Below are 20667 nucleotides of genomic sequence, written 5' to 3'. Positions count from 1 at the left end.
GGAGGCAGCCAGACGCAACGAGTCACCGAAACGGACAGAAGAGGGAACGTTTCGAGCGGGGCCGGGCACAATCTCCCCAAGGGGCACAGGGCTCTGTCGGTATGCGACCCGCCCCGAGGGCGGCAGAGGCCCCCGCCCCACGGCCCCTGGCCGGCCCCGGCCGCCCCACCCGCCTCGGCAGGAACTCCCGAAGGCCGCTAGGCCTCCTTGGTCCCGGCGTACATCTCGTCGATGAGGTGCTTGTACTCCCGCTCCACCACCGGCCGCTTCAGCTTCAGGCTCGGCGTGATCTCACCGTGCTCGACGTCGAGGTCCCGCGGCAGCAGCCGGAACTTCTTGATGGTCTGCCAGCGCTGGAGCCCGGCGTTCAGCTGCCGCACGTACCCGTCGACCATCTCCACCGTCTGCGGGGCGGCGACGATCTCCGCGTACGACCGTCCCGCCAGGCCGTTCTCCTTGGCCCACTCCTCGAGCGACGGCTCGTCCAGGGCGATGAGGGCGGTGCAGTAGTTCCGGTCGGCGCCGTGCACCAGGATGTTGGAGACGTACGGGCACACCGCCTTGAACTGGCCCTCGACCTCGGCCGGAGCGACGTACTTGCCGCCGGAGGTCTTGATGAGGTCCTTCTTGCGGTCGGTGATGCGCAGGTAGCCGTCGGGCGACAGCTCGCCGATGTCACCGGTGTGGAACCAGCCGTCGGACTCCAGCACCTCGGCCGTCTTCTCGGGCTGCTGGTGGTAGCCCTCCATGATGCCGGGGCCGCGCAGCAGGATCTCGCCGTCGTCGGCGATGCGGACCTCGGTGCCGGGCAGCGGCTTGCCGACCGTGCCGGTGCGGTAGGCCTCACCGGGGTTCACGAAGGAGGCGGCGGAGGTCTCGGTGAGGCCGTAGCCCTCCAGGATGTGGATGCCGGCGCCGGCGAAGAAGTAGCCGATCTCCGGGGAGAGCGCGGAGGCACCGGAGACACAGGCGCGCAGCCGGCCGCCGAAGGCCTCGCGGAGCTTGCCGTAGACGAGCGTGTCGGCGACCTTGTGCCTGGTGGCCAGCCCGAAGGGCACGGAGGCGGTGCCGGTGCGGCGGAAGTTGTCCTGACTGGCCTTGGCGTACTCGCGGGCCACCTCGGCGGCCCACTGGAAGATCTTGTACTTGGCCGCGCCGCCCTCGCGGGCCTTGGCCGCCACACCGTTGTAGACCTTCTCGAAGATGCGCGGCACGGCCGCCATGTAGGTCGGCTGCACGACCGGCAGGTTCTCGATGATCTTGTCGACGCGGCCGTCGACGGCGGTGACGTGTCCGACCTCGATCTGCCCGGACGTGAGCACCTTGCCGAAGACGTGCGCGAGCGGCAGCCACAGGTACTGCACGTCCTCGCCGCTGATCAGCCCGGTCCCGGCGATCGCCTTCGCCATGTACGACCAGTTGTCGTGCGGCAGGCGCACGCCCTTGGGGCGGCCGGTGGTGCCGGAGGTGTAGATGAGGGTGGCGAGCTGGTCCCTGGTGATCGCACCGACCCGCTCCTTGATCAACTGCGGGTGCTGCTCCAGATAGGCGGCGCCGCGCCGCTCCAGCTCGGCGAGGGTGAGCACCCAGTCGCCGCTCTCCACGCCGGCCGGGTCGACGACCACGACCTTGGTCAGCGCGGGCAGCTCGCCGCGCTTCTCGACGGCCTTGGCGAGCTGGGCCGCGTCCTCCGCGATCAGCACCCGGCTCTCGGAGTCGGACAGGATGAACGCGGACTCGTCGGCATTGGTCTGCGGGTAGACGGTGGTGGTGGCACCGCCCGCGCACATGATGCCGAGGTCCGCGAGGATCCACTCGACACGGGTGGAGGAGGCGAGCGCCACCCGCTGCTCGGGCTCGATGCCCAGCTCGATGAGTCCGGCGGCGATCGCGTACACCCGGTCGGCCGCCTGCGCCCAGCTCAGCGACTTCCAGTCGTCCGGGCCCTGACCGGAGGACGACGGGACCGGATAGCGGTAGGCCTCCGCGTCCGGTGTGGCCGCCACGCGCTCCAGGAAGAGGGCCGCCACGGACGGCGGACGGTTCTCGATCAAGGTCTGTGTGTCGCTCACGACATCCTCCGGGACCCGCGACAGTGCGGCTGTACTCGGTGCGGCTGGGTTAACTCACGGTGGGGATTCGGACTTCTTGTTTAACTCGCGAGTAACTATCGAGCAGGCATCAGGGTAAGGCGCGACCGCCCGCTGCGTAAGGGGCTTCGGCCTGTCACTTTCCACCCGCAGCGACGCCACGCGCGCACGGGGGCCCGCCGCGCTTTCGCACGACGGGCCCCCACATGCCCGGTTTGCGGACGTAACCGGTTGTTACCTCTGGTTACTTCTTGCCCTTGCCCGACCCCGCGCTGTCATCGCTGGACAGGACGGCGATGAAGGCTTCCTGCGGAACCTCCACCGAACCCACCATCTTCATCCGCTTCTTGCCTTCCTTCTGCTTCTCCAGCAGCTTCCGCTTACGGGAGATGTCACCGCCGTAGCACTTGGCGAGGACGTCCTTGCGGATGGCGCGGATGGTCTCGCGGGCGATGACCCGCGAGCCGATGGCGGCCTGCACCGGCACCTCGAAGGCCTGCCGCGGGATCAGCTCCTTGAGCTTGGCGACGAGCCGCACGCCGTACGCGTACGCCTGGTCCTTGTGGGTGATCGCGGAGAACGCGTCCACCTTGTCGCCGTGCAGCAGGATGTCGACCTTGACCAGGGAGCTGGTCTGCTCGCCGGTGGGCTCGTAGTCCAGCGAGGCATAGCCGCGGGTCTTGGACTTCAGCTGGTCGAAGAAGTCGAAGACGATCTCCGCCAGGGGCAGCGTGTAGCGGATCTCGACGCGGTCCTCCGAGAGGTAGTCCATGCCGAGCAGGGTGCCGCGCCGGGTCTGGCACAGCTCCATGATCGAGCCGATGAACTCGGTCGGCGCCAGGATCGTGGCGCGCACGACCGGCTCGAAGACCTCGTTGATCTTGCCCTCGGGGAACTCGCTCGGGTTGGTGACCGTGTGCTCGGAGCCGTCCTCCATCACCACGCGGTAGACCACGTTCGGCGCGGTGGCGATCAGGTCGAGACCGAACTCGCGCTCCAGGCGCTCCCGGATCACGTCCAGGTGCAGCAGGCCGAGGAAGCCCACGCGGAAGCCGAAGCCGAGGGCCGCGGAGGTCTCCGGCTCGTAGACCAGCGCGGCGTCGTTCAGCTGCAGCTTGTCCAGGGCCTCGCGCAGCTCCGGGTAGTCGGAGCCGTCCAGCGGATACAGACCGGAGAAGACCATCGGCTTCGGGTCCTTGTAGCCGCCGAGCGCCTCGGTGGCGCCCTTCTGCTGGCTGGTGACCGTGTCACCGACCTTGGACTGCCGGACGTCCTTCACACCGGTGATGAGGTAACCCACCTCACCGACGCCGAGGCCGTCCGCCGGCAGCATCTCCGGGGAGCTGACGCCGATCTCCAGCAGTTCGTGCGTGGCGCCGGTCGACATCATCCTGATGCGCTCGCGCTTGTTGAGCTGGCCGTCGATGACACGGACGTACGTCACCACACCGCGGTAGGAGTCGTAGACCGAGTCGAAGATCATCGCGCGGGCGGGCGCGTCGGCGACCCCGACCGGCGCCGGGATCTCCTTGACGACCTTGTTCAGCAGCGCGTCCACGCCGAGACCGGTCTTCGCGGAGACCTTCAGCACGTCCTCCGGGTCACAGCCGACCAGGTTGGCCAGCTCCTCGGCGAACTTCTCCGGCTGGGCCGCGGGAAGGTCGATCTTGTTGAGGACCGGGATGATCGTGAGGTCGTTCTCCATCGCCAGGTAGAGGTTGGCGAGGGTCTGCGCCTCGATGCCCTGGGCGGCGTCGACGAGGAGGATGGTGCCCTCGCAGGCGGCCAGCGACCGCGAGACCTCGTAGGTGAAGTCGACGTGACCCGGGGTGTCGATCATGTTGAGGATGTGGGTCGCACCCTGGTCGGGGCCCTCGGTCGGGGCCCAGGGCAGACGCACCGCCTGGGACTTGATCGTGATGCCGCGCTCGCGCTCGATGTCCATCCGGTCGAGGTACTGAGCACGCATCTGCCGCTGCTCGACCACACCGGTCAGCTGGAGCATCCGGTCGGCGAGCGTGGACTTGCCGTGGTCGATGTGCGCGATGATGCAGAAATTGCGGATCAGCGCCGGGTCGGTACGGCTCGGCTCGGGCACATGGTTAGGGGTCGCGGGCACGCAGGGTCCTGTCTCTTGAGGCGCCTTATGCCTCGGGTCGGATCGATACGTAGTCTCCATGGTCCCACGCGGAGGGACCGAGGACCGTTTTGGGCCGGTCGCAGGGCCACTGGTACTGTAGATGGCTGTGCCTCATGCCCTCTCAGTGTGAGGCGCTTCAGAGAAATTTTGGATCACCGGTACGGGACCCGTGCGGCCCGCACCAGAACCTGAAAAGGCTCCTTCGTGGCGAACATCAAGTCCCAGATCAAGCGGATCAAGACCAACGAGAAGGCCCGGCTGCGCAACAAGGCCGTCAAGTCTTCCCTGAAGACCGCGATCCGCAAGGCCCGTGAGGCTGCTGCCTCGGGTGACGTCGAGAAGGCCACCGAGCTGCAGCGCGCTGCCGCGCGTGCGCTCGACAAGGCCGTCTCCAAGGGCGTCATCCACAAGAACCAGGCCGCCAACAAGAAGTCGGCGCTTGCTTCCAAGGTCGCGACCCTCAAGGGCTGAACCCCTTTTTGATCTGACCGCCGGAAGGACCCAGAGCGGGCCCTCTCTCATCCGCTTCCGTCCGGTACCCACGAGCCTGTTCGCGGCCTGCGTTCGCCACGCGGGAACGGGCTCACCAGCTTGATCCGAAGGCCCCGGTACCTCTCCCTTCCCCAAGGCAGGCACCGGGGCCTTCGGCATGCACCCGGGCTCAGCCCCAGAAGCGGTCCTGCTTCTCGATGTCCTCGACGCACTCGTCGATGTCGGTGATCTTGTCCCCGACGATCCGGAAGACCAGGCAGCCGTCCCCGCGGAACCGCCTGCCCTCACGCTCGGCGGTGACGTGGTGCAGGGCCACGGCATGCCCCCGGCCGTCGGCGTACACGCTGCGCAACTCGGCCCGGAAACTGCCGCCGGTCTCCTGGAACATCCGGCCGTACATCCCGATGACCGCGTCCTGGCCCTTGAAGTCACCGGACAGCGGGTGGCTGCCCGGCACGTGGTGGGTGACGTCCGCCGTCATCAGTCCGCGCAGGCCGTCCATGTCGGAGCGCAGGAGTGCCTCGTAGCCCCTGCGGACGAGGGTCGCGTGCGGGTGTTCAGCCATGGAGATCGCCACCTTCCCTTGCGTCGGCGATGTACGGCTGACACGTACGATTTTCCTCGCCGCCGGCTGCCGGGCGACCCGATCAGCCGCGGCCCCTGGACCGCGCGGCCCGGGCGATCGTCACGACCGCTTTCTCCAGCGCGTACTCGGGATCGTCCCCGCCCCCCTTCACACCTGCGTCGGCCTCCGCCACCGCTCTCAGCGCCACCGCGACGCCGTCCGGTGTCCATCCCCGCATCTGCTGCCGCACCCGGTCGATCTTCCACGGCGGCATCCCCAGCTCCCGCGCAAGGTCGGCCGGCCGGCCGCCGCGCGCCGAGGACAGCTTCCCGATCGCCCGCACGCCCTGCGCGAGCGCACTGGTGATCAGGACGGGCGCCACCCCGGTCGCCAGCGACCACCGAAGCGCCTCCAGCGCCTCCGCCGTACGCCCCTCCACGGCACGGTCGGCCACCGTGAAGCTGGACGCCTCGGCCCGCCCGGTGTAGTACCGCCCGACGACCGCCTCGTCGATCGTCCCTTCCACGTCGGCGACCAGCTGCGAGGCCGCCGAGGCCAGCTCCCGCAGGTCACTGCCGATGGCGTCGCACAGCGCCTGGCACGCCTCGGGGGTCGCCGACCGCCCGACCGAACGGAACTCCCCTCTGACGAAGGCCAGCCGGTCCGCCGGCTTGGTCATCTTCGGACAGGCCACCTCCCGCGCGCCCGCCTTGCGCGCGGCGTCCAGCAGCCCCTTGCCCTTGGCGCCGCCGGCGTGGAGCAGCACGAGCGTGATCTCCTCGGCCGGCGAACCGAGGTACGCCTTCACGTCCTTGATCGTGTCCGCGGACAGGTCCTGCGCGTTGCGTACGACCACGACCTTGCGCTCGGCGAAGAGCGAGGGGCTGGTCAGCTCGGCGAGTGTGCCGGGCTGCAGCTGGTCCGGGGTCAGGTCACGTACGTCCGTGTCGGCGTCGGCGGCCTTGGCGGCGGCCACCACCTCCTGCACGGCACGGTCGAGCAGGAGGTCCTCCTGGCCCACGGCAAGGGTCACCGGGGCGAGAGGGTCGTCATTCGCAGTCTTCCTGGCCATCGCTTACAGCATCCCACGGGGCACTGACAGCGAACCGGCCCGCACACCCTGACCGGGCCCGGACCGCACCCCGAGTGCGTCTCGGGGTCAGGGCTCCTCGCGCCAGCCGTCCCACTCCCCCGCGAACGCGTCCAGCTGGGCGGGGTCGAGCCGCTCGGCCTCGTCCCGCAGGACCACCAGCCACTGGGCGTCCTCGGCGTCGTCCTCGCCGGCCAGCGCGTCCCGGACGAGCCGGGGTTCCTCGTCGACCCCGAACCGCTCCCCGAGCGCCTCGGCGACCTCCTCGGCGGCCTCGCGGTCGGGCAGCACCAGCACGTGTCTCACATCGCTCACGGGCCCATTCTCCGGCACCGGGACGGAGCCGGAACGGCAGGCCGGAGTGCGGGAGGGCGGGCCGGGCTGGTCGGGGTCGGAGGGGTGGGCCCGGGTTGGCGGAGCCCGGGCAGGACGCGTATCCGTCGTGGCGGGGCTGGTCGGGGTCGGAGAGGTGGGCCCGGGTTCGCGGAGCCCGGGCAGGACGCGTATCGGCGGTGGGGTAGTTCGCGGCGTCAGGTCGTGGTGCGTTCGGGCTTGCGCACGGTCGGCACGCGGCTCAACTCGATGCCGAAGCAGTCCCGGTAGACCGTCAGCACCTCCTCGTCCGTCTCCAGCTCCCGCGCCTCATGCGTACCGTCCGCGGCAGTCGTCTTCAGCCTGCGGCCGCTGAGCGTGACCCTCCCCCCGTCCTCGGTGACCCGGGAGCAGATCAGCGACCGGGTGAAGTGCGACAGCGGCGAGGTGCTGTGCCACCAGGCGCCGGCGGCGAAGTCTCCGAGCGCCCGGGGGCGGGTCTCCAGCCGGTACTGCGGCGCGCCGTTCCGCATGACGTCCAGGTCCCCGGCGCCCGGCGCATCACCGCCACGCACCCCGGCCGGGTCCGGCCCGGCCGCCAGCACCTGGAACGTGCCACTGGGGTCGGCCTGTTCCCCGCGTTCCGCGAAGGCCAGCGGGTAGAGGCTGTGCGCCCCGAACCCGACGTCGGCGAGCCAGGTGTCCCCGTCCGCCGTCCGCACCCGCAGGGCGAGATGGTCATAGGGGATCCCGAGCCGGCCCTCGTCGCCGTACACACGTCCCGCGAGCAGCTCCACCTCGTAACCGAGGGCGGTGAGCAACGTCGCGAACGCACCGTTCAGTTCGTAGCAGAAGCCGCCCCGACGGGCCTCGGTGACCTTGTCCAGCAGCCGCTTCTCCTCCAGCACGATCTCCTCGCCGAGGTGGACCGACAGGTTCTCGAAGGGGACGGTGCGCAGATGGCGCAGGTGCAGTTCGCGCAGCGCCGCACTGGTGGGCCGCTGCGGGCGCGCGACACCGAGTCGCTGGAGGTAGGCGTCGACCTGTACTGATGTCATGACCCCAGTCTGGGCGGCAGCCGGGCATCATGTCCTGATCTTTTCTGACGTTTCCAGTCCTCTTCCAGTCCTCTTCGGTCCGCTCTTCAATTCCCTCTCGTCACGTGCACGGAGCCGTTCCCGCCTCCGGTTCCGGTCACGGCGAGCGGTCCGTCCCGGTCGGTGCGCAGGACCACCGCCCCGCCGGTCCGCAGCGCGGCCACGGTCCCCGGTGCCGGGTGACCGTACGGGTTGCCCGCGCCGACGGACACGAGTGCGACCCTGGGCGCGGCGAGGCGTATCAGTTCCGGGTCCTGATAGGCCGAACCGTGATGGGCCACCTTCAGTACGTCCACGCCGGCCAGTCCGGCCGCCGACGAGGACCGCAGCAGCGCCTGCTGGGCCGGAGGTTCGAGGTCTCCGAGCAGCAGCAGCCGCAGGCCGCCCGTGCGCACGAGCAGCGCGACGCTGGCGTCGTTCGGTCCGTCCGGCTCGAAGCCGGCGCCGCCCGGCCAGGGCGGGGGCACGGCCTGGGGCACCCGCATGCCGGTGGACGGCGGCCTGTCCCGCGGCGGCGGCCACAGCACCCGCCAGGTGAGCGGCCCGGTGCGCCGCTCCTCCCCCGCGGCCGCCGTGGTGACCGGGATGTGCCGCGCGGCCGCCTCTCTCCTGACGAACTCCGCCTGGTCCGCCGGTTCGGCGAACCCCGTGGTCTCGATGGCGGCCACCGAGCGTCCCCGGAGAACACCGGGCAGGCCCGCCACATGGTCGGCGTGGAAGTGGGTGAGGACCAGGAGGGGGACACGGGTGATGCCCAGCTGCCGCAGGCACTGGTCGACCAGCGCCGGGTCGGGTCCGGCGTCCACGACCACCCCGGCGCCCTCGCCCGCCGCCAGCACGGTGGCGTCGCCCTGGCCGACATCGCACATCGCGAACCGCCAGTCCGGCGGCGGCCAGCCCGTGATCACGCGGGTCAGCGGCGCCGGCCGGGTCACCAGCAGCACGAGCAGGACCCCGAGCACCCCGCACCACCACGGGTGCCGCACCAGTCTCCGTCCGGCCAGGACGACGGCCACGGTGACCATCGCGAGCGCCAGCGCCCCGGCCCAGCTGCCCGGCCAGTCCACTCCCGCGCCGGGCAGCGCCGAACCGGTCCGGGCGATCCCGGCGATCCACCCGGCCGGCCAACTCGCGCACCAGGCCAGCGCCTTGGCGGCCGGCATGAGCACCGGCGCCGTGGCGAGCGCCGCGAACCCCAGCACCGTGGCCGGTGCCACCGCCACCTCGGCCAGCAGGTTGCACGGCACTGCCACGAGGCTGACCCGGGCCGACAGCACCGCCACGACCGGCGCGCACACGGCCTGCGCCGCGGCAGCCGCCGCCAGTGCCTCGGCCGGCTGCGGAGGCACCCGGCAGCGCCGCAACGCCTCGCTCCAGCCCGGCGCCAGCAGCAACAGTGCCCCAGTGGCCAGCACGGACAACAGGAAGCCGTAGCTGCGGGCCAGCCACGGGTCGTACAGCACGAGCAGCAGGACGGCCGTGGCCAGCGCCGGCACGAGGGACCTGCGGCGCCCGGTGGCCAGGGCGAGCAGGGCGACCGCACCGCAGGCGGCGGCCCGCAGCACGCTGGGGTCGGGCCGGCAGACGACCACGAAGCCCAGCGTCAGCGCTCCCGCGAACAGAGCCGTCGCTCGCAGTGAGAGCCCCAGGCGCGGGGCCAGGCCACGGCGCTCGGCCTGCCGGGCGAGGCCTGGCGGCCCGATGAGCAGCGCGAGCAGGATGGTCAGGTTGCTGCCGGAAACGGCGAGCGTGTGTGCAAGGTCCGTCTCCTGGAAGGCATGGTCCAGTTCGGGCGTGATCCGCGAGGTGTCCCCCACGACCAGCCCGGGCAGCAGCGCCCGCGCGTCTCCCGGCAGGCCCTCGGTCGCCTCCCTCAGGCCGGCCCTGAGCCGCGCCGCGAGGCGTTGCGGCCCGTTCGGCCCTGCCACGATCCGTGGCTTCGGCCGGACCCGCACCCGCAGCACCGCCGCGGTCCGGTCCCCGCCCGTCAGGGCCGGCGCCAGCCGGCCGCCCACCTGCAGCCGCGTGGACGGCACCAGTGCGAGCCAGGCCGCACGTCCGTCCGGCCTGTTCCCGCCGGCACCGGCCGACGGCGGCGCCGCCCTCCGCAGCCCCACGGCACGCTCCTCGGGCGCCGGCACGTCCGCGTCGACGATCAGCAGGACAGGAGTCCGCGTCCGCACCCGTCTCCCGTCGGCGTCCTCGATGCCGCGTACCTCGGCCCGCAGCAGCACGGCGACGGGTGCCGCGTGGTCACCGAGCACCCGTGGCCTGCTCAGCCAGGGGTCGCCGGTCACCTCCGCCTCGGCGGTCACGGTCGTGAACCTCCGGGCCAGCTCGGGCACCGGCCCGCGGCGGACGTCGGCGCCGTGCAGACCGGCGGACCCGGCTGCCGCGGCCGTACAGAGCAACATCGCGGCGACAGTGGTCCGAGCCCAGCCGAACCGACCGCGCGTCCATCCGTCCCACGCCGCCGCTCCGTCCGGCGCGGCTCTCCGCGCCGTCCGCCCGAGCGGCTCGGCTCCCCCGGCTCCCGCCGCCCCGACTGCGCGCGGTCCCGGCCCGGTCCAGGGGTCACGTCGGCCGTCTCCCGGCCGCCGCACCAGCAGGAGGATCACTCCCCCGGCCAGGCAGACCCCCACGATCCCGGCGATCCAGGCCACCGGTGCATCCAGGGTCAGGGCCGCCGTGGCCCAGGCCGCCAGTGCGGACGGCACCAGGCGCAGGTCCAAGGGGCCCGCGCTGCCGGCGCTCGGGGTCGACTGCTCCTCGGGCTCCGCGGGCAGGGCGGTCTCGTCCGCCGCGCGGTTCATGGCCGGACCAGGTCGCGCAGATCGGTGAAGCGGCGGTCGCCGATGCCGCTGACCTCGCGCAGTTCGTCCACCGAGCGGAAGCCGCCCTGCTCGGTGCGGTAGTCGATGATGTGCTGAGCCAGCACCGGGCCGACTCCGGGAAGGGCGTCGAGCTGCTCCACAGTGGCCGTGCTGAGGGAAACCGGCGCCGTGGGGCCTGTGCCCGCCGGTCCGGACAGCGGTCCCGCCGCGGGGGCGGGCGGAGCGGCGGCTCCGGCGGGGGCGCCGACGACGATCTGTTCGCCGTCGACCAGGAAGCGGGCGCGGTTGAGCCCTTCCGTGCTCACGCCGGACCGCACTCCGCCGGCCGCCCGCAGCGCGTCGGCCACCCGAGCGCCGGCAGGCAACTGCCGGATCCCCGGTTTCCGGACCTTGCCGCTGACGTCCACCACGATCACCGCACCCGGTGTCGTCGACGGGACCGCTGCCGCACCGCCCCCGCCTCCTTCTTCCTTCTTGGCGAAGGGCGTTCCCGCGCGCACGACCTGAGGAGCGCTCACGGACTGGGGCCGGCCCGTCCAGAAGTGCTGCACGGCGAAGACGGCGGCGGCCACGAGCACCACGGCGAGCGCCAGCACGCCCCGCCGCTCCACCCCGCACCGTGCCTGCAGCCACACCGGCATCCGCTCACGCAGCGCCATTCCGGTCCGCTCCCGCCAGTCCGGGACCCGGGGTTCCCGCGACTCGGAAGGCCGCATCCCACCGACGGGATGAGCCGCTGGCGTGCCGCCGTGCGCCTGGTCGGGGGTGAGGGGACGGCCCGCGTCACGGCCGATGCCGGCCCCGCCGAACGAGGCGGGCGGCGTTTCCTCGCCCGGTGGCGTGGCCGGCACGGATGCGACAGTGACCCCTCCTGTGCCCTCCGCGTCCCCCACGTCCCCCACGTCCCGCGTGCCCCCCGCGACCCCGACGTCCCACGTGCTCCCCGCGCCCCCCACGCCCCCCGCGTCCCCCGCGTCCCCCGCGTCCCGCGTGGCTTCCCTGTCCTCCGTGTTCCTCACGGCTGCCGTCGCTGAGGCCGCATCCGTGGGAGCGTCCCTGTGCGGCGGCGCGTTCCCCGATTCCCGCCACTGCACCGCGCGTTCACCGAAGAGGAGGTCCGCCCGTCGACGCAGCTCGTCCGCGGCCGCGGGCGACCGGTGCCGGGTACGACGGACGGCGGGCCCTTCCTGGCCGGCGGGTCGGCGCTGTTCGGTGGCCCGGCGGTGGTCCGTGGATCGGCGGTGGCCGGCGGATCGGCGGTGATCGGTGGACCGGCGTACGTCTGTGTATCGGCGACGGCGCACGCGGCCGTCGGAGGTGGGCCCACGGCCCGGGCCGCTGGTCGGAGTTGCCGTGCGTGAACGTGATCGAAGTGCCATACGACGAGGATGGGGCATTCCTCCATCCGGCAATGATCTTGCTCAATTCCCGTGGATCACCCGAGAGTTGTGGAAATCATCGCCACCCACACGAGTGAGGCGATCCAGGACACACGGCTGACGGGCGACCTGGGCCGCGACAGAACCACGCCGGCGGACCGAAGCCGCGACGAAAGCCACGACAGAAGCAACGACGGAAGCAACGACCGCGGCAGCGACCGAAGAACGCCGCTGCAGAACCGGTGCCGCGCCAGGAACCTGACGGGCCACCGGAACCGGCGGCTTCCGCGTCAGCGAGGCGAGACGACCGCGCCCAGCAGCCCCGGCCCGGTGTGTGCCCCGATCACCGCTCCGACCTCGCTGACATGCAGGTCGGCCAGGCCCGGGACGCGTTCCCGCAGCCGGTCGGCGAGTGCGGCGGCGCGGTCCGGGGCGGCGAGGTGGTGGACGGCGATGTCGACCTCGGCGCTGCCCGCCCGCTCGGCGGCCAGCTCCTCCAGGCGTGCGATCGCCTTGGAGGCCGTGCGGACCTTCTCCAGCAACTCGATGCGTCCGCCGTCCAGCTGGAGGAGGGGCTTGACGGCGAGTGCGGAGCCGAGCAGGGCCTGTGCGGCTCCGATACGGCCGCCGCGGCGCAGATAGTCGAGGGTGTCGACGTAGAAGTAGGCGGCCGTCCCCGCGGCTCGTTTCTCGGCGGCCGTGACGGCCTCGTCGACCGTTCCGCCGGCCTCGGCGGTCTCGGCCGCGGCGAGTGCGCAGAAACCGAGGGCCATCGCGACCATTCCGGTGTCCACCACCCGCACGGGCACCGGCGCCTCGCGCGCGGCGAGGACCGCCGCGTCGTGGGTACCGGACAGCTCGGCGGACAGGTGCAGGGAGACGATGCCGGTCGCACCGGACTCGGCGACCCGGCGGTAGGTCTCGGCGAACACCTGGGGGCTGGGGCGGGAGGTGGTGACGGACCGCCGCTTCTGCAGCGCCTGGGCGAGGGAGCGGGTGGAGATCTCGGTGCCCTCTTCCAGCGCCCGGTCGCCGAGGACCACGGTCAGCGGGACCGTGGTGATGCCGTGGCGCTCCATCGTCCGGGGCGGCAGGTAGGCCGTTGAATCGGTGACGATCGCGACATGGCGGGACATGAGCTGGAGGTTACCTGGCGTAGTGCTCGCGCGGCAGCCCGGCCCCGGGTGTGCGGCCCTGGAGCGGCCCGCTCATGTGGTGCTCTCGGGACGGGGCTTCTTCTGCCAGGGAGTGGTGGGGCGCCAGGACGCCGGGGCGATCGCCTCGGGGCCCGTCTCCTCGGCGGGCCCGGAAGCGGGCGTCTCGGCCCGCGTCGGCCGCGCGTTCCGGGCACCGGCGGCGGGCCGCTGCGCGGGTGCCTGCGCGGCGTCGGTCCAGTGGCGCAAGGCCCCTGCTTCGATGTCGATCTGGGCGCTGAGGGTGCCGAGGTCGTCGTCGGCGAAGCGGCGGGCCCGGTCGCGGGCGGCCCAGCGCAGGGAGTCCGCGGACTTGGTGATGCGCTCGGTGCGGCTGCGCAGCTCGGGCAGATGCGCGGCGAGCGTCACGCGGTCCGGTTCTGACTCCAGTCGCTTGAGGTCGGCGTCCAGCTCGCGGCCATGTTCGCTGAGCCGCTCGAAGAGGCCGAGGGACTCCTTCAGGGAATCGTCCTCGGCCGCGCCCGCGTGCAGCGCTTCCTGCGTGGCGCGCATCGAGGTGCGCAACGCGAGCCGCAGCTGGGCGATCTCGCCGGCCGGTCCTATCTGGGCGAAGGACTTGGCGCGCAGGGTGTGGTCCTCGACCGTACGGCGAGCCTGCGCGACGGTCCGGTCCACGCCGCGCTTGGCGGCGCCGACGGCCTTGACCGTGGCGTACGCGCCCAGGCCGACGAAGACCAGGAAGAGCAGGGCGAACACGGCCAGCACTACCTCCATGACGCTCCTCCTCCTGTCCGGTACGGCCCGAGCCGCTGCGCTCTCCACGGTAAACGCAGCGGGCAGGCCCGGAGTTCCGGCCGAACCCCGAACCTGCCCGTAGGGGACTACCCCGACACCCCCGACGCCGGCCGCACCAGGCGACCGACGATCACGCGGTCTCGATCACGCCGCCACGCACCGACGCCGCAGAGCACGCGGTCACGCGGTCACGCGGTCAGGCGGTCAGGCGGTCACGCCCACCACACACCGGTGCCGCGGGCGAGGCCGATCACGCGGTCACGCAACTCACGCCGGGACGATGTTCACCAGCTTCGGCGCCCGCACGATCACCTTGCGGATGCCCGCGCCGCCCAGCGCCGCGACGACCTTCTCGTCGGCCAGCGCCACCTTCTCCAGCTCCTCCTCGGAGATGGCCGGCGGCACCTCCAGCCGCGCCTTGACCTTGCCCTTGATCTGCACGACACAGGTCACGCTCGCGTCGACGACGTAGGCCGGGTCGGCGACCGGGAAGTCCCGGTGGACGACCGAGTCGGTGTGGCCCAGCTTGCGCCACAGTTCCTCGGCGATGTGCGGGGCCAGCGGCGCGACCATCAGCACCAGCGGCTCGGCCACGGACCGCGGCACCGCGGCACCGGCCTTGGTCAGGTGGTTGTTCAGCTCGGTGACCTTGGCGATGGCGGTGTTGAAGCGCAGGCCCTCCAGGTCCTGGCGCACGCCGTCGACGGCCTTGTGCAGGGCGCGCAGGGTGTCCTCGTCCGGCTCGGCGTCGGTGACGGTGACCTCGCCGGTGTTCTCGTCGACGATGTTGCGCCACAGCCGCTGCAGCAGCCGGAACTGGCCGACCACCGCGCGCGTGTCCCACGGCCGGGAGACGTCCAGCGGGCCCATGGCCATCTCGTACAGGCGCAGCGTGTCGGCGCCGTACTCGGCGGCGATCTCGTCCGGAGTCACCGCGTTCTTCAGGGACTTGCCCATCTTGCCCAGCAGGCGGCTGACCTGTTCGCCCTGGTAGTAGTAGGCGCCGTCGCGCTCCTCCACCTCGGCGGCCGGCACCGCGATGCCCCGGCTGTCACGGTAGACGTAGGCCTGGATCATGCCCTGGTTGAACAGCTTGTGGAACGGCTCCGCGGAGGAGACGTGCCCCAGGTCGAACAGGACCTTGGACCAGAAGCGGGCGTACAGCAGGTGCAGCACGGCGTGCTCGGCGCCGCCGACGTACAGGTCGACACCGCCGTGCGGCTGGCCCTCGCGCGGGCCCATCCAGTACTGCTCGATCGCGGGGTCGACCAGCTGCCGCTCGTTGTGCGGGTCCAGGTAGCGGAACTCGTACCAGCAGGAGCCGGCCCAGTTGGGCATGGTGTTGGTCTCGCGGCGGTACTTCTTGGGGCCGTCGCCCAGGTCCAGGGTGACGTTGACCCATTCCTCGTTGCGCGACAGCGGCGTCTCGGGCTGGGTGTCGGCGTCGTCCGGGTCGAAGGTGCGCGGGGAGTAGTCCTCGACCTCGGGCAGCTCCAGCGGCAGCATCGACTCGGGCAGCGCGTGGGCGATGCCGTCCTCGTCGTAGACGATCGGGAAGGGCTCGCCCCAGTAACGCTGGCGGCTGAACAGCCAGTCGCGCAGGCGGAAGTTGACGGTGCCCTCGCCGATGCCCTTGCGCGCCAGCCATTCGGTGATGCGCGCCTTGGCGTCCGTGACGCCCAGGCCGTTCAGCTTCACGTCGTCGCTGTCAGAGTTGACGATCTTCGCGTCGTACGAGACGAACGCGTCGTCCCAGGCGGCCGGGTCGGTGCCGCGGCCGTCCGTCGGCTCGACCACGCAGCGGATCGGCAGCTCGAAGGCGCGCGCGAAGGCGAAGTCGCGGGTGTCATGGCCGGGGACGGCCATGATCGCGCCGGTGCCGTAGCCCATCAGGACGTAGTCGGCGATGAAGACGGGGACCTGCTCGCCGTTGACCGGGTTGGTCGCGAACGCGCCGGTGAAGACGCCGGTCTTGTCCTTGGCCTCGGCCTGCCGCTCGACGTCGGACTTGGAGGCGGCCTGCGCCCGGTAGGCGGCGACGGCCTCGGCCGGGGTTGGGTGGCCGCCGGTCCACACCTCGTGCGTGCCCTCGGGCCACGCCTCGGGGGTGAACTTGTCGACCAGCGGGTGCTCGGGCGCCAGCACCATGTAGGTCGCGCCGAACAGGGTGTCCGGGCGGGTGGTGAAGACCGTGATGCGCTCGCCATCGATCGGGAAGTCGACGCGGGCGCCCTCGCTGCGGCCGATCCAGTTGCGCTGCTGCAGCTTGATGGCCTCGGGCCAGTCCAGCTCCTCCAGGTCCTCCAGCAGCCGGTCGGCGTAGGCGGTGATGCGCATGTTCCACTGGCGCAGCTTGGCCTTGAAGACGGGGAAGTTGCCGCGCTCGGAACGGCCGTCGGCGGTGACCTCCTCGTTGGCCAGGACGGTGCCCAGGCCGGGGCACCAGTTCACGGGCGAGTCGGAGGCGTAGGCCAGGCGGTACTCGCCCAGGACGTCGGCGCGCTCGGCGGCGGTCAGCTCGTTCCACGCGCGCGTGGAGCCCGGGACCGCGCGCTCACCGGACTCGAACTGGGCGATCAGCGCGGCGATCGGGCGGGCCTTCTTCGCCTCGTCGTCGTACCAGGAGTTGAAGATCTGCAGGAAGATCCACTGGGTCCACTTGTAGTACTCCGGGTCGATCGTGGCGAACGACCGGCGCTTGTCGTGGCCCAGGCCCAGCCGGCGCAGCTGGGCCTTCATGTTCTCGATGTTGGCCTCGGTGGACACGCGCGGGTGCGTGCCGGTCTGCACGGCGTACTGCTCGGCGGGCAGGCCGAAGGCGTCGAAGCCCAGGGTGTGCAGGACGTTGTGGCCGGTCATGCGCTGGAACCGGGCGTAGACGTCGGTGGCGATGTAGCCCAGCGGGTGGCCCACGTGCAGGCCCGCACCGGAGGGGTACGGGAACATGTCCATGATGAACTTCTTGGGCTTGGCGACCAGCTCGGGGTCGCCCGCCAGGTCGCCCGTGGGGTTCGGCGCCGCGTAGGTGCCGTCGACGTCCCAGAAGTCCTGCCAGCGTGCCTCGATCTCGGCTGCCACGGCGGCCGTGTAGCGGTGCGGCGCGGCCACCTCGGCGGTGGCAGCGGGGTTCGTCTCGCTCATGATCCTCAAAGCTCCATCGATCGTCTCTGCCTGCGGAAACGAAAAATCCCCTCGCACAGGAGGGGACGCCGCGCCGATGCCGACCTCACGGCTGACCGGGGGTCGGTACTGATCAGCGCGGCCCGCTAAGCAGAAGGCGTACGGCACGCATGTCGGTAGGGTACCGCAGCCCTTGAGCAAGCCGCGACGCGCTTCCGTATCCCTGATGGACATGTCACGAAGCCCGCCGGAACTGAACGAAGGTCAATGATTACTTCGCGTACCGTCCCCTAAGGGACACCGCCCCAGTCGCATTGTCCGTTGATAACAACGCAATAACTCAAACCCCGTACTGATCGGTATGGCGCCACTTAGAGTGCGGCAGCGGGACCGCTTTCCCGAAACTGCTCGGAGTTGCCCCCATGAACCCTCGTCGTAGTACCAGCTCGCTCCCCAAACCCGGCCGGTCGGCCTATGGGGTGGCGTCCGCCGTAGTCCTGCTGCTGATACCCGTGGTCGTGCTGGTCGGAGGCAGCCAGTTCCGCGACTTCCTGAACTTCGGCGCGGGCGTGCTGTCCCTCGTCTCGCTGAGCTGCTCGGTGATCTGGGGCCTGTTCGCCCAGGACCGGATCTTCCTGAACACACGCCAGCGGATCGTCGGCCAGGCGGTGCACCGGACGACCGCGGTCGCCTCGATCGCGTTCCTGCTGCTGCACATCACCACGAAGATCGCGATGGACCACACCCAGCTGATCGCCGCGATCATCCCGTTCTCGCTCGGCCTCACCGGGATCGGCGGTCTGATCGGGCTGGGCTCGCTGGCCGGCCTGCTGATGATCTTCGTCGGCATCACCGGCGCCCTGCGCAGCAATTTCGCCACCCCGGCCCCGGTCGCCGCCCGCTGGCGGGCCATGCACATGCTGGCCTACCCGGCCTGGTGCGCGGCGCTGATCCACGGCCTCTACGCGGGTCGCGCGGCCAAGCCGATCTTCGTGATCCTCTACAGCCTCTCCCTGCTCGGCGTGATGGGCGCCCTCGCGCTCCGCGCGGCCCCGCGCCCGGTCAAGCGCAAGGTCGCCGACCGGCTGGTGGCGCTGCTGGGCAGCTCCGAGCGGCCCGGACTCGACGAGCTGGACGCGAGCCGCTCCCGGGCGTCCGAGTCCGGGATGCCCGGTTTCGAGGCCCGCCGTGAGCCGAGGCCGGCAGCCGCGACGGCCTCCGGTCCGCTCTACCAGACCCCGGCCGCCGAGCCCGCCTCCGGCTTCGCGGCCGCCTACCGCGCGGTGTCCACCCCGGGCCGCCCCCAGCAGCCCTTCACGGCCGCCCAGACCGCCCGCATGGACCTCCCGCTGGACCTCCAGGCCACGGAGGCCGTCCCGCGCGTGGACGGCCCCTCCAGCACCTCGGGCAGCTGGCCGATCCCGTCCCCGCCGCCGGTCGGCGAGGCCCCGCCGTCCGCCTACGACCCGCTGCAGGACACCGGATACAACATCCCGGCCTACGGCAATCCGGGCGCCGGCGGATACGGCGGAAGTGACGTGTACGACACCGGTGAGACAAACGGCCTCTACGGCACGTACAACCCGAGTGACACGTACAACAGCGGTCCCGCCACCGAAACGCTGCCCGGCTCGTCCTACGAGGCACCGGGTTCGGGCGAACCTTGGAACACGCCTTCCGGAGGCTTTAAGTGAACGAGGCCCTGCCCGACGTCCCAGAAGTCCGCGTGGTCGGGCTTCCTCAGCTCACGTCGGGCTTCGACCTTGTGGAGCGACTCGATCTGCCCATGCACCTGAAGGTGCACGGGCCGCTCGACCCCCTCGGCGGTGAGCAGCTCGCCCAGCTCGCCGAACGCATCAATCTCAAGGGCCGCGGCGGCGCCGGCTTCCCCTTCCACAAGAAGCTGCGCTCGGTCGCCGAGTCGGCGATCAAGCGCGGGGTGCGGCCGGTCGTCGTGGTCAACGGCAGCGAGGACGAACCGGCCTGCCGCAAGGACACGGTGCTCATCAACCGTGCGCCGCACCTGATCCTGGACGGCGCGCTGCTGTGCGCCGAGGCGCTCGGCGCCCGCACGCTCGTCATCGGCGTCACCCGGGAGTCCACACAGCGCTCGATGGAGGCAGCGCTCGCCGAACGCGGTCTGAGCAACAGCCGTAGATCGGCGCTACGCGCGTGGGTGCAGCGCAATCCGGTCCGCATGGTCACCGGCGCCGCCGCCTCGCTGATCCGCTCGATCGACGGCGGCCCGGCGATCCCGCCCGGCCGCAAGATCAGCGCCTCGCAGACCGGCGTCGGCGGGGCGCCCACGCTGCTGTCGAACGCGGAGACGTTCGCGCAGCTGGCCATCGCCGCCCGGATCGGACCGGAGCGCTACGGCAACACCGGCCTGTACGACGAGCCGGGCACCGTCATGCTCACCGTGTCCGGCGCCGTCGCCCGCCCGATGGTGCTCGAGGTCCCCACGGGCGTGCCGCTGCGCTACGTACTGCAGCTGGCGGGCGCCCCGCCGGTGCCGCAGGGCGTGCTGACCGGCGGCTATCACGGCAAGTGGATCGATGCGGCGACCGTCGACGAGGCGATCGTCTCGCGCAACTCGCTCGACGCGGTGGGCGGTTCGCTGGGCGCGGGCGCGATCCTGCCCATCAGCCAGGAGACCTGCCCGCTGGGTGAGTCACTGCGGGTGGCGCAGTGGCTGGCGGAGGAGAGCGCCGGCCAGTGCGGCCCCTGCTACCTCGGACTGCCCGCCGCCGCACGCGGGCTGGAGGACATCCTCAACGGCGGCGGACCGGCCGCCCTGGAAGCGCTCAAGCAGGTCGCGAAGAACGTCAAACGGCGCGGGGCGTGTTCGCACCCGGACGGCTCGGCGATGTTCCTGGAATCGACCATCAAGGCGTTCACGGACGACCTGGCCGCCCACGTCCTCGGGAACGGCTGCGGGAGGCCCGTGGAGGGCGTTCTGCCGCTCTTCGAGGGAGGCAGGGCCCCAGCGGGCATCACGGGCGGCGCAGAGCCCGAGGACACGGGCGGCAGCCGCCAGAAGATCTACGTCGACTGGACGCTGTGCCGGGGGCACGGGCTGTGCGCGGACATCCTCCCGGAGGTGTTCGAACTGGGTGCCGACGGCTTCCCGACCGTCGCCCAGGCGCAGGTGCCGCGTTACGCGGAGGCGAAGGCGCTGCGCGCGGTGCGCCGCTGTCCGGCGCTGGCCCTGCGGATCGAGGAGGACACGCGCGGGCAGGCACCGACGCGGAATCTTCCGGTCCTCTCCCAGGGACGGGGGCGGCGCGCCCTGGGCCGCTGAACGCACGGAGGGGGCGGGTCACCCGGCCGGGGTGACCCGCCCTCTCGCTCCGCCCCTCGTCACGCCGTCCCCTTACACCCTCTCGCTCCGCCCCTCGTCACGCCCTGCCCTTACGCCCTCTCTTTCCGTCCCTCGTCCCGCCCTCTCGTCCCGCTGTGACGTCTTGCACAACACGCCGAAGGCGGACCATCCATCGGATGGTCCGCCTTCGACTTCTGTGGAGCTAAGGAGAATTGAACTCCTGACCTCTTGCATGCCATGCAAGCGCTCTACCAACTGAGCTATAGCCCCTTGTTCT

14 protein-coding genes and 1 tRNA gene are annotated in these 20667 nt (G+C 71.5%); 3 read left to right on the top strand and 12 right to left on the bottom strand.

Annotated features, from left to right (window positions below; genetic code table 11):
- Window positions 1-197: 197 nt before the first annotated feature.
- Together JK359_RS02115 and lepA are read right to left on the bottom strand one after the other, a co-directional pair.
- Window positions 198-2072: an AMP-dependent synthetase/ligase gene (locus JK359_RS02115; RefSeq protein ID WP_201830960.1), complete on the bottom strand. Its 1875-nt coding sequence runs from the start codon at window positions 2070-2072 to the stop codon at window positions 198-200.
- Between the two features lie 262 nt (window positions 2073-2334).
- Window positions 2335-4209 (bottom strand): translation elongation factor 4, encoded by a 1875-nt coding sequence (gene lepA / locus JK359_RS02110; protein WP_201830958.1) that lies wholly within the window; start codon window positions 4207-4209, stop codon window positions 2335-2337.
- A 225-nt stretch (window positions 4210-4434) separates the two neighbouring features.
- Between lepA and rpsT the strand changes: the two genes are divergently transcribed.
- Complete coding sequence (rpsT, locus tag JK359_RS02105; RefSeq protein ID WP_201830956.1) at window positions 4435-4701, top strand: 30S ribosomal protein S20; 267 nt, start codon at window positions 4435-4437, stop codon at window positions 4699-4701.
- 190 nt (window positions 4702-4891) lie between these two features.
- Here rpsT and JK359_RS02100 read toward each other — a convergent pair whose 3' ends face one another.
- The 9 genes from JK359_RS02100 to leuS all read right to left on the bottom strand — a co-directional run bounded on the left by JK359_RS02100 (window position 4892) and on the right by leuS (window position 17089).
- Window positions 4892-5287, bottom strand: a complete 396-nt coding sequence (locus JK359_RS02100) for a nuclear transport factor 2 family protein (protein WP_201830954.1) — start codon at window positions 5285-5287, stop codon at window positions 4892-4894.
- An 82-nt stretch (window positions 5288-5369) separates the two neighbouring features.
- Window positions 5370-6359 carry a DNA polymerase III subunit delta gene (gene holA, locus JK359_RS02095; RefSeq protein WP_201830952.1) on the bottom strand — a complete coding sequence of 330 codons (990 nt, stop codon included), beginning with the start codon at window positions 6357-6359 and terminating at the stop codon, window positions 5370-5372.
- Between the two features lie 87 nt (window positions 6360-6446).
- Entirely contained in the window at window positions 6447-6692 is a 246-nt protein-coding gene (locus JK359_RS02090) for a hypothetical protein (RefSeq protein ID WP_201830946.1), read from the bottom strand.
- A 215-nt stretch (window positions 6693-6907) separates the two neighbouring features.
- Entirely contained in the window at window positions 6908-7747 is an 840-nt protein-coding gene (locus JK359_RS02085; protein WP_201830945.1) for an arylamine N-acetyltransferase family protein, read from the bottom strand.
- A gap of 86 nt (window positions 7748-7833) precedes the next feature.
- Entirely contained in the window at window positions 7834-10599 is a 2766-nt protein-coding gene (locus tag JK359_RS02080; RefSeq protein ID WP_372445334.1) for a ComEC/Rec2 family competence protein, read from the bottom strand.
- On the bottom strand, window positions 10596-11336 hold the full coding sequence (locus JK359_RS02075) for a ComEA family DNA-binding protein (protein ID WP_201831654.1): 741 nt from the start codon (window positions 11334-11336) through the stop codon (window positions 10596-10598). The genes JK359_RS02080 and JK359_RS02075 overlap by 4 nt, the downstream gene beginning before the upstream one ends.
- A gap of 953 nt (window positions 11337-12289) precedes the next feature.
- Window positions 12290-13135, bottom strand: coding sequence for a DegV family protein (locus JK359_RS02070; RefSeq protein ID WP_201830944.1), 846 nt, complete (start codon window positions 13133-13135; stop codon window positions 12290-12292).
- 72 nt (window positions 13136-13207) lie between these two features.
- On the bottom strand, window positions 13208-13927 hold the full coding sequence (locus tag JK359_RS02065; RefSeq protein WP_201830943.1) for a hypothetical protein: 720 nt from the start codon (window positions 13925-13927) through the stop codon (window positions 13208-13210).
- A 288-nt stretch (window positions 13928-14215) separates the two neighbouring features.
- The gene (gene leuS, locus JK359_RS02060; protein WP_201830942.1) at window positions 14216-17089 is read right to left on the bottom strand and encodes a leucine--tRNA ligase; all 2874 of its coding nucleotides are present in this window, start codon (window positions 17087-17089) and stop codon (window positions 14216-14218) included.
- Window positions 17090-17490: 401 nt separating this feature from the next.
- On the opposite strand from leuS, the gene JK359_RS02055 reads away from it, so the two are divergent.
- Together JK359_RS02055 and JK359_RS02050 are read left to right on the top strand one after the other, a co-directional pair.
- A complete protein-coding gene (locus JK359_RS02055; protein WP_201830938.1) occupies window positions 17491-18762 on the top strand; it encodes a cytochrome b/b6 domain-containing protein in 1272 nt (423 codons plus the stop codon).
- The gene (locus JK359_RS02050) at window positions 18759-20369 is read left to right on the top strand and encodes an NADH-quinone oxidoreductase subunit NuoF family protein (RefSeq protein ID WP_201830937.1); all 1611 of its coding nucleotides are present in this window, start codon (window positions 18759-18761) and stop codon (window positions 20367-20369) included. The genes JK359_RS02055 and JK359_RS02050 overlap by 4 nt, the downstream gene beginning before the upstream one ends.
- A gap of 218 nt (window positions 20370-20587) precedes the next feature.
- Here JK359_RS02050 and JK359_RS02045 read toward each other — a convergent pair.
- A tRNA-Ala gene (locus JK359_RS02045) sits at window positions 20588-20660 on the bottom strand.
- Window positions 20661-20667 lie beyond the last annotated feature (7 nt).

Origin of the sequence: Streptomyces actinomycinicus, from assembly GCF_016741775.1 — a bacterium.
GTDB classification, from domain to species: domain Bacteria; phylum Actinomycetota; class Actinomycetes; order Streptomycetales; family Streptomycetaceae; genus Streptomyces; species Streptomyces actinomycinicus.
The sequence above is the reverse complement of the archived record's forward strand: the minus strand, read 5'-3'. Positions and strand labels throughout refer to the sequence as shown.

What these genes read in the sequence shown, in the direction of transcription:
- JK359_RS02100 (WP_201830954.1), bottom strand. Translation starts at nt 5,287, where the DNA reads ATGGCTGAACACCCGCACGCGACCCTCGTCCGCAGGGGCTACGAGGCA.
- holA (WP_201830952.1), bottom strand. Translation starts at nt 6,359, where the DNA reads ATGGCCAGGAAGACTGCGAATGACGACCCTCTCGCCCCGGTGACCCTT.
- JK359_RS02085 (WP_201830945.1), bottom strand. Translation starts at nt 7,747, where the DNA reads ATGACATCAGTACAGGTCGACGCCTACCTCCAGCGACTCGGTGTCGCG.
- JK359_RS02080 (WP_372445334.1), bottom strand. Translation starts at nt 10,599, where the DNA reads ATGAACCGCGCGGCGGACGAGACCGCCCTGCCCGCGGAGCCCGAGGAG.
- JK359_RS02075 (WP_201831654.1), bottom strand. Translation starts at nt 11,336, where the DNA reads ATGCGGCCTTCCGAGTCGCGGGAACCCCGGGTCCCGGACTGGCGGGAG.
- JK359_RS02070 (WP_201830944.1), bottom strand. Translation starts at nt 13,135, where the DNA reads ATGTCCCGCCATGTCGCGATCGTCACCGATTCAACGGCCTACCTGCCG.
- JK359_RS02065 (WP_201830943.1), bottom strand. Translation starts at nt 13,927, where the DNA reads ATGGAGGTAGTGCTGGCCGTGTTCGCCCTGCTCTTCCTGGTCTTCGTC.
- leuS (WP_201830942.1), bottom strand. Translation starts at nt 17,089, where the DNA reads ATGAGCGAGACGAACCCCGCTGCCACCGCCGAGGTGGCCGCGCCGCAC.
- JK359_RS02055 (WP_201830938.1), top strand. Translation starts at nt 17,491, where the DNA reads ATGAACCCTCGTCGTAGTACCAGCTCGCTCCCCAAACCCGGCCGGTCG.